This window comes from Streptococcus sp. HMSC061D10 (genome assembly GCF_001808865.1).
In the GTDB taxonomy this organism is placed as follows: Bacteria; Bacillota; Bacilli; order Lactobacillales; family Streptococcaceae; genus Streptococcus.
Genome location: NZ_KV795020.1, coordinates 223214 through 232437, shown reverse-complemented (window position 1 = coordinate 232437; position 9224 = coordinate 223214). Strand labels below are relative to the sequence as shown.

The following is a 9224-nucleotide window of genomic DNA, read 5'->3' as shown; positions in this document are numbered from 1 at the left end:
GGCTCTACTACGCTGATTTCATCAGCTTTTCCAGCCCTACTCAACTGTGCGGAGGCGGGACGACGAAATCGAACACTAACGAATTACCGATTTCTGTCCCACTCTCTCTTGTGCTTTATTTTCCGAAAAACTCCTCAAGGTCATCTTGGCTAATCCCAATCATAGCTGGGATACTAGTCCAGTTTTCTTCGGTTAGAATGTAGGATTGCTCAGTGTCTGTTGAGGTGGTAGTATTGGTAGCAAGTTGGTTTGTTTCCTCAGTGTTTTCCATTAAGTCAGCGAAACGTTCAATCAGATAGGTCTTACGAGCTGTTCCGATATGTTGAGTTGCATAGTCGAAGGCTTGAAGTTCACCAAGTAGGATGAGTTTACTTTTGGCCCGAGTAATAGCAGTGTAGATGAGATTACGCTCTAACATACGCTTGCTTGCACTGGTGATGGGAAGGATAACAACTGGAAACTCACTTCCCTGAGACTTGTGGATACTCATGGCATAGGCCAAGCGAATCTTGTACCATTCATTTCGAGGATAGGAAACCTCATTGCCGTCAAAGTCGATGACAATCTCATCTTGTTTGGACTCGGTGTATTTAGCAGGAATGAGATCCGTAATGTAGCCTAAATCTCCGTTAAAGACATTGACCTCTGCATCGTTGACTAGGTGAATGACCTTATCTCCTGTTCGATAGTGACACTGAGGAGCTTCAAAGCTAAGCTGGTCTTTTTGTGGAGGATTGAGTAGGTCTTGCATGAGCTGGTTGATGGCATCAATACCAGCAGTTCCACGGTACATAGGGGCAAGAACTTGAATATCACGAGCAGGTATGCCACTTCTGATAGCAGCACCTAGGATTTTTTCAATGCTAGCCGGGATATGGTTACTAGCAATTTCAAAGTAGGAGCGATCTGCTTTTTTCTGGGTAAAATCTGCAGGCAATATTCCTTGACGAATCTGACTTGCAAGAGTGACAATGGTTGATTCTTCACTCTGACGGTAAATTCGTTCCAAGCGAGTCTGTGGTATCAGGGGTATCTGGAGTAGGTCAGCCAGTACTTGTCCAGGACTGACAGAAGGCAGCTGGTCGCTATCACCCACGATGAGAATTTTACTGTTTGAAGAGATGTTGGAGAAGAGCTGGTTGGCTAGCCAAGTATCTACCATCGAAAACTCGTCAACAATGATAAAGTCAGCATCCAGATAATCTTCTAGATGGCTGGTGTCATCGTCTCCAGTCATGCCCAGGTGGCGGTGAATGGTAGCGCTTGGTAGACCTGTCAATTCATTCATGCGACGAGACGCACGACCAGTGGGAGCGGCTAGGAGAATGGGCAGATTGCTCTTTTTTTTGAGATCCAGTCCTTCTAAGAGAGCATAGACAGCGATAATGCCGTTGATAACAGTAGTCTTACCTGTACCAGGTCCACCTGTAAGGATAAAGACCTTGTTCTGGATAGCATCGCAGATGGCCTGTTTTTGAATACTATCATATTCAATCCCCAGTTCTTCCTCAACAGTTGTGATATGGTCTTGGATGGTTTCTAGATCCTGTTTTTTACTCTGACCTTTTTCGAGGATTCTGATGAGATGGCTACGAATGCCTTCTTCTGCAAAAAAGAGGCTATTATCAAAAATTTTGGTGTCAATCTGCTGGACCTTATCTTCTTCAATCAGATAAGCAAGTTCTTGGGCAACTTGACTTGGATCTAGTTCGACTGGACGGGAGGATTCTAGAAGGTTGAGGGTTTGCTCCAACAAGTCTCTAGCTTCCATATAGGTATCTCCCGTTTCCATGCAACCTTGAAAGAGATTATGGACGAGACCAGCACGGAAGCGTTCGGGAGCCTGGCTCTCAATCCCCAATTCTTGGGCCAATTGGTCAGCGATGGTAAATCCCAAACCCTTGATATCCTCGACTAGTTGATAGGGATAGTTCTCGACAATCTCTAGCGTTTCTTCCTTGTAAAAGTCTTGGATCTGAAAGGCTAGCTTATTTGGGATGCCGTAATTAGCCAGTTTGGCTAAGACCATCTCTGTTCCGTAATTAAGACGAAGAGTTGAGACAAAGGCTTCACGATTTTTAGCAGAGAGGCCAGAGATAGACTGGAGCTTGTCTGGATTTTCTAAGATTTTGTCAATAGTGTTTTCACCGTAAATATCCACAATTTTCTGGGCTGTTTTGAGTCCAATTCCCTTGAAATGACTGCTGGAGAAATACTTGACCAAGCCCTTACTAGTCGGCTTGGCTCTCTCATAGCGAGTCATTTGTAGTTGTTCACCATATTTGGAGTGTTGGACGATTTGTCCCCAAAAAGTGTATTCCTCTCCTTCAATAATATCAGCCATGGTACCTGTGACAATGATTTCATAATCATCAAAGTCTTCAGCATTGGTATCCTCAATATCTAGAAGTAAAATACGGAAAAAATTGCTGACATTTTCAAAAATAATGCGTTCAATGGTGCCTGAAAAATAAACTTCCATAAAATTCCTTACAATAATTTCTGAGAAAATGTATCCCAGATTTAGTCAAAATAGAATGAGAAGAGGCTGAGATGGGAAATTCTCGGCCTCTTCCTAGTTTTTAAAATGTTCCGATACGCTTGAGTGGCCAGAAGCGGAATTTGGCTTCACCAGTGATATCTTTTGCCTTAAAGGTACCAACATGTCGACTGTCGCTAGATACCAGACGGTCATCACCTAGGAGGAGGTATTCTCCTTCTGGAACAGTGAAGGTAAAGCTAGTGTTGTAATTAACATCTAGGGTAAAGGCCTGAGCCTTTTGAGCTAAAGTTCTAAAGTATTCTCCCTTTTTACCATCCCAACCAGTTCCAGTATAAGTACTTTGGAGTTTATCTTCCTTGAAACGCTTAAGGTATTCTGCTAAATAGGGCTCATCAGTTTCTTGACCATTGATATAGAGCTTGTCGCTTTCGTAACGGATAGTGTCTCCTGGCATACCAATGACCCGTTTAACGATATCCTTGTTCCCATCGTCTTCATGAGCAACCACAATATCAAAACGATTGATTGGGAGATGTTTAACCACAAAGAGGATTTCTCCATCTGCCAGGGTAGGATCCATAGAATGTCCTTCTACGCGGACATTGCTCCAGAGAAAGAGACGGCTAAGACCTACTAGTGTAATAAGTAGGAAGATAACTCCCCACTCTTTTAAAAATGATTTTAAATATTTCATAATTTACCTTTCTAGCATTTTTTTTGCTTTTTCAGTATTTTTAAAGTGTAGTTTGGCGCAGAAGTTGAGTCCCTGCATACCATAGGTACGAAGAATTTGGCTAGCTACCTTATCAGAAGCCGTTCCAGCCCCACTTGGAAGTTGATAACCAAGTTCTCTACCCAGATTTTCGAGATTTTCTAGAAAGAGATCACGTGCAATGATTGAGCTAACAGCGACAGCCAAGTATTTGCCTTCAGCTTTTTCCTCCAGACTGACTGGATTAGAAAAGTGATTGGCTTCATTTTTTAAGTACTTCTCATAGTTTTGAGCACTAGTAAAAGCGTCAATAACAATCTTTTCTGGCGAAACTCCCTTTTGGAGAAGGAGAAAAATGGCTTGATTGTGCAGGGCTACCTTGACAGAAACGGCATTGTAGCGCTCACCGATGATTTCATTATACTTGCTTGGAGAAAGAAGTAGAGCTTGGTGCTGGATTTTTTCCTTAAGCAGAGGAGCAAGCTGACGAATCTTTTGGTCTGTCAGAGTCTTAGAATCCCCTACACCTAATTTTCGCAGAAAGTCATGCTGGTCAGGAGTCACAAAGGATGCTACTACAGCCAGACCACCAAAGTAGGAACCATTTCCTACTTCGTCAGTTCCAATCATCGGAAAGTTTTGTCCACTAGCTACTGGGCTGACCTGATAACCAAAAAAGCTGGCGTAACGTTCAGCAGCTTCTCCTTGCAAGAGCACTTTTCCTGATGTGTAGATGGAAACACTTGCCTGCGGAAGCTTGAAAAAGTAGCGAATATATGGGTTTTTACTTGGAGCGAGATTTTTTTCATGCTTTTGAACAAAGGCTTGGATTTCCTTTTCGCTCGGGGTTAATGTAATACTTGCCATAGTTCTTATTGTACCATAAAAGCCGTAGAATTGGTAAAAACTGACAAACTTAGTGAAATTTGGTATAATATCGTGAGGTGAATTTTATGGCAAATTTAAATCGATACAAGTTTACATTCGGAAAAAAAACATTGACCCTAACAACTGAGCATGACAACCTTTTTATGGAGGAAATTGCCAAGGTTGCAACTGAAAAATATGAAGCAATTAAAGAGCAAATGCCTGGAGCGGATGATGAGACAATCGCTATTTTATTAGCAGTCAATAGCTTGTCGACCCAACTCAGCCGTGAGATTGAATTTGATGATAAGGAACAAGAATTAGACGCCCTCCGTCATCAAGTTGTAGCGGCTAAACAAGAACAGAGCAAGATTGAGGATTCCCTATGATTTCTGTCCTTCTCTTATTGGTTCTTGCATGGAGCTTTTATATCGGTTATCGTAGAGGTTTAGTTCTACAAATTTTCTATTTTGTAGCAACTGTGATTTCAGCCCTTCTTGCAGGAAATTTTTATCAATCTTTAGGGAAACAATTTGATTTGTTGATACCATATGCAAGTCCACAGGAAGGGCAGGGAACCTTCTTTTTCCCATCCAATCAACTTTTCCAACTGGACAAGGTCTTTTATGCAGGGATTGGTTACCTATTGGCCTTTACTGTATTTTACTGTATTGGTCGATTGCTTGGTCTCTTTCTTAATCTTCTACCGACTAAAAAGCTAGCGGGTCAATATTTCCGTATAGTTGCAGGAGTTTTATCTCTGGCTGTGACTTTGTTTGTCCTCCAGATGATCCTAACCATTCTTGCGACTGTTCCCTTGCAAATTGTTCAAAATTCACTTGAAAACAGTTTTGTAGCTAAACATATTATCCAAAGTGTTCCAATCACTAGTCATGTGATTAAACAACTCTGGGTAACAAAAATAATCGGATAAAAAGGGCGGGAAATATTCCTAGCCTTTTGTTTACAATTTCAATAGTTTAGGAGCCTTTTTAAAAGAGTGAGAATTTAAAAAATTCGTTCGCTCATTACGAAGGAAAAGAAAATGAATAAAAAAATACTAGAAACATTAGAATTTAATAAGGTCAAGGCTTTATTTGAGCCTCATCTTTTGACGGAACAGGGATTAGAGCAGTTAAAAGAGCTAGTCCCAACAGATAAAGGAGACAAGATTAAGCAAGCTTTTGCAGAGATGAAGGAAATGCAAGAACTCTTTGTCGAGCATCCTCATTTCAGAATTTCTGCAACAAAAGATATTGCAGCGACCTCCAAACGTTTGGAAATGGGTGCTGATCTCAACATCGAGGAATTTCTCCTTCTCAAACGTGTCATCTTTGCCAGTCGTGAATTGCAGAATTTTTATGACAATCTTGAAAATGTATGTTTAGACCACCTAGCTAACTGGTTTGAGAAACTTCATGACTTCCCACATTTACAGGGAAATCTACAAGCCATCAACGAAGCTGGATTTATTGAGAACTTTGCTAGTGAGGATTTGGCACGAATCCGTCGAAAAATCCATGATAGTGAAAGTCAAGTCCGTGATGTCTTGCAAGACCTTCTCAAACAAAAAGCTCAGATGCTGACTGAAGGTATCATCGCAAGTAGAAATGGTCGCCAAGTTCTTCCAGTTAAGAATACCTATCGTAATAAGATTGCTGGTGTAGTACATGATATTTCTGCCAGTGGGAACACTGTTTATATCGAACCACGTGAAGTGGTCAAGCTAAGTGAAGAAATCGCAAGTCTTCGTGCAGACGAACGCTATGAGATGATGCGTATCCTCCAAGAACTCTCTGAAAGAGTAAGACCTCATGCAGCTGAAATCGCTAATGATGCTTGGATTATTGGACATTTGGACCTGATTCGGGCTAAGGTTCGCTTTATCCAAGAGACGGAGGCAGTAGTACCTCAAGTGTCTGAGGGACAGGAGATTCAACTGCTTCACGTTCGTCATCCTCTTGTAAAAAATGCAGTCGCAAATGATGTGCACTTCGGTAAAGAATTAACAGCTATCGTCATCACGGGTCCTAATACAGGTGGTAAGACCATTATGCTCAAAACCTTAGGTTTGACCCAGTTGATGGCCCAGTCTGGTCTGCCAATTCTAGCTGATAAGGGCAGTCGAGTAGGGATTTTCGAGGAGATTTTCGCAGATATCGGAGACGAACAGTCCATTGAGCAAAGTCTCTCAACCTTCTCTAGTCACATGACCAACATCGTCGATATTCTGGGTAAGGTCAACCAAAACTCGCTCTTGCTATTAGATGAGCTTGGAGCAGGTACAGATCCCCAAGAAGGGGCTGCTCTTGCCATGTCTATCCTAGAAGACTTACGTCTGCGTCAGGTCAAGACTATGGCAACCACTCACTATCCTGAACTTAAAGCCTATGGTATTGAAACGGCCTATGTTCAAAATGCTAGTATGGAGTTTGATACAGCCAGCCTGCGCCCAACCTATCGCTTTATGCAGGGAGTTCCAGGTCGAAGCAATGCCTTTGAAATTGCCAAACGTCTAGGCTTGTCAGATGTCATCGTAGGTGATGCCAGCAAGCAGATTAATCAAGACAATGATGTCAATCGCATCATTGAGCAATTAGAAGAGCAGACACTTGAAAGCCGGAAACGTCTTGAGAATATTCGCCAAGTCGAGCAAGAAAACCTCAAGATGAACCGTGCGCTTAAAAAACTCTATAACGAGCTCAACCGTGAAAAGGAAACTGAACTCAATAAGGCGCGAGAACAAGCTGCTGAGATTGTTGACTTAGCACTAGCTGAGAGTGATGATATACTTAAGAATCTTCACAGTAAATCTCAACTAAAACCACATGAAATTATTGAAGCCAAGGCTAAGCTCAAAAAATTAGCCCCTGAAAAGGTTGACCTTTCTAAAAACAAGGTTCTTCAGAAGGCCAAGAAAAAACGAGCTCCAAAAGTTGGAGATGATATTATCGTTTTAAGCTATGGTCAACGTGGTACCTTGACCAATCAACTCAAGGATGGTCGTTGGGAGGCTCAGGTTGGTTTGATTAAGATGACACTTGAGGAAAAAGAGTTTGACTTGGTTCAAGCCCAGAAAGAAGCGCCAGTCAAGAAGAAACAAGTTAACGTCGTCAAACGTGCAGTAGGAAAAGGTCCACAAGCTCGACTAGACCTTCGTGGCAAACGCTACGAGGAAGCTATGGAAGCCTTGGATGCCTTTATCGACCAAGCCCTGCTCAACAATATGGCCCAAGTGGACATCATCCATGGTATCGGTACAGGAGTCATCCGTGAAGGGGTGACTAAGTACCTACAAAGAAATAAACAAGTCAAGAGCTTTGGCTATGCACCACAAAATGCAGGCGGATCTGGCGCAACCATTGTAACCTTTAAGGGATAAAGCGAAACGAATGAAAAGTATAATAAAATTCTCTGAAAATAATTGACAAGAGCTAAATTTTCTTGTAAAATAAGAAAAAATTAAATACAACACCGAATGAAGTTTAATAGAAGTGGAAAGGCCTTTGACCTTCCATGACTGTAAATGGACGGAACTCTGGAGAGACCGTAAAGGCACCGAAGGGGCAAGGCAGGCAACTGCTCAAACTCTCAGGTAAAAGGACAGAGCAATGATAGAGCGCTTTTTGGCATTTATCGATGCATTCCAGAGTACATGTTTTTAACATGTGCTCTTTCTTTTGGGGTTGAATAGATAGGAGAATGGTATGTTAAATTTGCTAAAAGAGCTGGATGCTCTGGTATGGGGCCCACCCCTTTTAATTTTATTGGTTGGTACAGGAATATATTTAACTCTTCGTTTAGGACTCTTGCAGATCTTGCGTCTTCCTAAGGCATTTCAACTTATTTTTACCAAGGATAAAGGACATGGTGATGTTTCGAGCTTTGCTGCCTTGTGTACAGCCCTAGCAGCAACTGTTGGTACAGGAAATATCATCGGGGTTGCAACGGCTATCAAGGTTGGTGGACCAGGTGCTCTTTTTTGGATGTGGGTGGCTGCTTTCTTTGGAATGGCAACCAAGTATGCAGAAGGACTACTTGCTATCAAATATCGAACCAAGGATGATCATGGTGCGGTAGCAGGAGGACCGATGCATTATATCCTTCTAGGGATGGGCGAAAAATGGCGCCCTCTTGCAATCTTCTTTGCTGTAGCTGGAGTACTAGTTGCACTTTTAGGGATTGGTACTTTTACCCAGGTGAATTCCATTACAGAATCCGTTCAAAATACGGCTAGTATTGATCCGACAATTACTGCACTTGTTTTATCTATTTTCGTAGGGATCGCAGTCTTTGGTGGGCTCAAGTCCATTTCTAAGGTTTCAACCACAGTTGTTCCTTTCATGGCTATTGTCTACATCTTGGGAACATTGACAGTCATTTTCTTTAATATCGATAAAGTACCAGCAACACTTTCACTGGTTTTCACATCAGCTTTTAGTCCCATAGCTGCAGTGGGAGGATTTGCAGGAGCTAGTGTTCGGATGGCTATTCAAAATGGTGTGGCGCGTGGAGTCTTCTCAAACGAGTCTGGATTGGGTTCAGCACCCATTGCGGCTGCGGCAGCTAAGACCAATGAACCGGTGGAGCAAGGTTTGATTTCTATGACAGGAACCTTTATTGATACCTTGATCATCTGTACCTTGACTGGTTTGACAATCTTAGTGACTGGGGTTTGGAATGGTAATTTAGATGGTGTTGCTCTAACTCAGTCAGCTTTTTCTACAGTATTTTCTTTCTTTGGACCTGCTCTTTTAACGGTCTTCTTGGTACTTTTTGCCTTTACTACGATTTTGGGATGGAACTATTACGGAGAGCGTTGTTTTGAGTTCCTCTTTGGCGTTCGCTTTATCTGGCTTTATCGTGTGGTCTTTGTACTCATGGTCTTGCTGGGAGGATTTATCGAGCTGGATATGGTCTGGGTCATTGCGGATATTGTTAATGCCCTTATGGCTCTACCAAACTTGATTGCGCTTTTAGCCTTATCACCAGTCGTTATCGCTGAGACTAAGAAGTATTTTGATAAATAATGTAAGATTGATATTACCATTTATAGATAAGACTAGCATCTGTTTGTGAGATGCTAGTTTTTTCACTACTAGGGCTAGTCTTTTATTTTATACTCAATGAAAATCAAAGAGC

General features: G+C 42.0%; 7 protein-coding genes and 1 riboswitch. Of the genes, 4 read left to right on the top strand and 3 right to left on the bottom strand.

Annotated elements, in window-relative coordinates; genetic code table 11:
• Nucleotides 1-115 precede the first annotated feature (115 nt).
• From HMPREF2728_RS07755 to rnhC, 3 genes are all read right to left on the bottom strand, one after another.
• A complete protein-coding gene (locus tag HMPREF2728_RS07755) occupies nucleotides 116-2482 on the bottom strand; it encodes an SF1B family DNA helicase RecD2 (protein WP_075227566.1) in 2367 nt (788 codons plus the stop codon).
• 100 nt (nucleotides 2483-2582) lie between these two features.
• Entirely contained in the window at nucleotides 2583-3197 is a 615-nt protein-coding gene (gene lepB / locus HMPREF2728_RS07750; RefSeq protein ID WP_000876252.1) for a signal peptidase I, read from the bottom strand.
• 3 nt (nucleotides 3198-3200) lie between these two features.
• On the bottom strand, nucleotides 3201-4082 hold the full coding sequence (gene rnhC / locus HMPREF2728_RS07745) for a ribonuclease HIII (RefSeq protein ID WP_075227565.1): 882 nt from the start codon (nucleotides 4080-4082) through the stop codon (nucleotides 3201-3203).
• Nucleotides 4083-4168: 86 nt separating this feature from the next.
• Between rnhC and zapA the strand changes: the two genes are divergently transcribed.
• From zapA to HMPREF2728_RS07725, 4 genes are all read left to right on the top strand, one after another.
• Nucleotides 4169-4471, top strand: coding sequence for a cell division protein ZapA (gene zapA, locus HMPREF2728_RS07740; protein WP_045763593.1), 303 nt, complete (start codon nucleotides 4169-4171; stop codon nucleotides 4469-4471).
• Nucleotides 4468-5016, top strand: a complete 549-nt coding sequence (locus HMPREF2728_RS07735) for a CvpA family protein (protein ID WP_045763592.1) — start codon at nucleotides 4468-4470, stop codon at nucleotides 5014-5016. The genes zapA and HMPREF2728_RS07735 overlap by 4 nt, the downstream gene beginning before the upstream one ends.
• 111 nt (nucleotides 5017-5127) lie before the next feature.
• The gene (locus HMPREF2728_RS07730; protein WP_075227564.1) at nucleotides 5128-7464 is read left to right on the top strand and encodes an endonuclease MutS2; all 2337 of its coding nucleotides are present in this window, start codon (nucleotides 5128-5130) and stop codon (nucleotides 7462-7464) included.
• A gap of 146 nt (nucleotides 7465-7610) precedes the next feature.
• Nucleotides 7611-7699, top strand: a riboswitch (glycine riboswitch).
• Between the two features lie 90 nt (nucleotides 7700-7789).
• A complete protein-coding gene (locus tag HMPREF2728_RS07725; RefSeq protein WP_075227563.1) occupies nucleotides 7790-9112 on the top strand; it encodes an alanine/glycine:cation symporter family protein in 1323 nt (440 codons plus the stop codon).
• Nucleotides 9113-9224: the final 112 nt, after the last annotated feature.

Coding starts and splice junctions, on each gene's coding strand:
- rnhC (WP_075227565.1), bottom strand. CDS start 4,082: ATGGCAAGTATTACATTAACCCCGAGCGAAAAGGAAATCCAAGCCTTT.
- zapA (WP_045763593.1), top strand. CDS start 4,169: ATGGCAAATTTAAATCGATACAAGTTTACATTCGGAAAAAAAACATTG.
- HMPREF2728_RS07755 (WP_075227566.1), bottom strand. CDS start 2,482: ATGGAAGTTTATTTTTCAGGCACCATTGAACGCATTATTTTTGAAAAT.
- HMPREF2728_RS07725 (WP_075227563.1), top strand. CDS start 7,790: ATGTTAAATTTGCTAAAAGAGCTGGATGCTCTGGTATGGGGCCCACCC.
- HMPREF2728_RS07730 (WP_075227564.1), top strand. CDS start 5,128: ATGAATAAAAAAATACTAGAAACATTAGAATTTAATAAGGTCAAGGCT.
- lepB (WP_000876252.1), bottom strand. CDS start 3,197: ATGAAATATTTAAAATCATTTTTAAAAGAGTGGGGAGTTATCTTCCTA.
- HMPREF2728_RS07735 (WP_045763592.1), top strand. CDS start 4,468: ATGATTTCTGTCCTTCTCTTATTGGTTCTTGCATGGAGCTTTTATATC.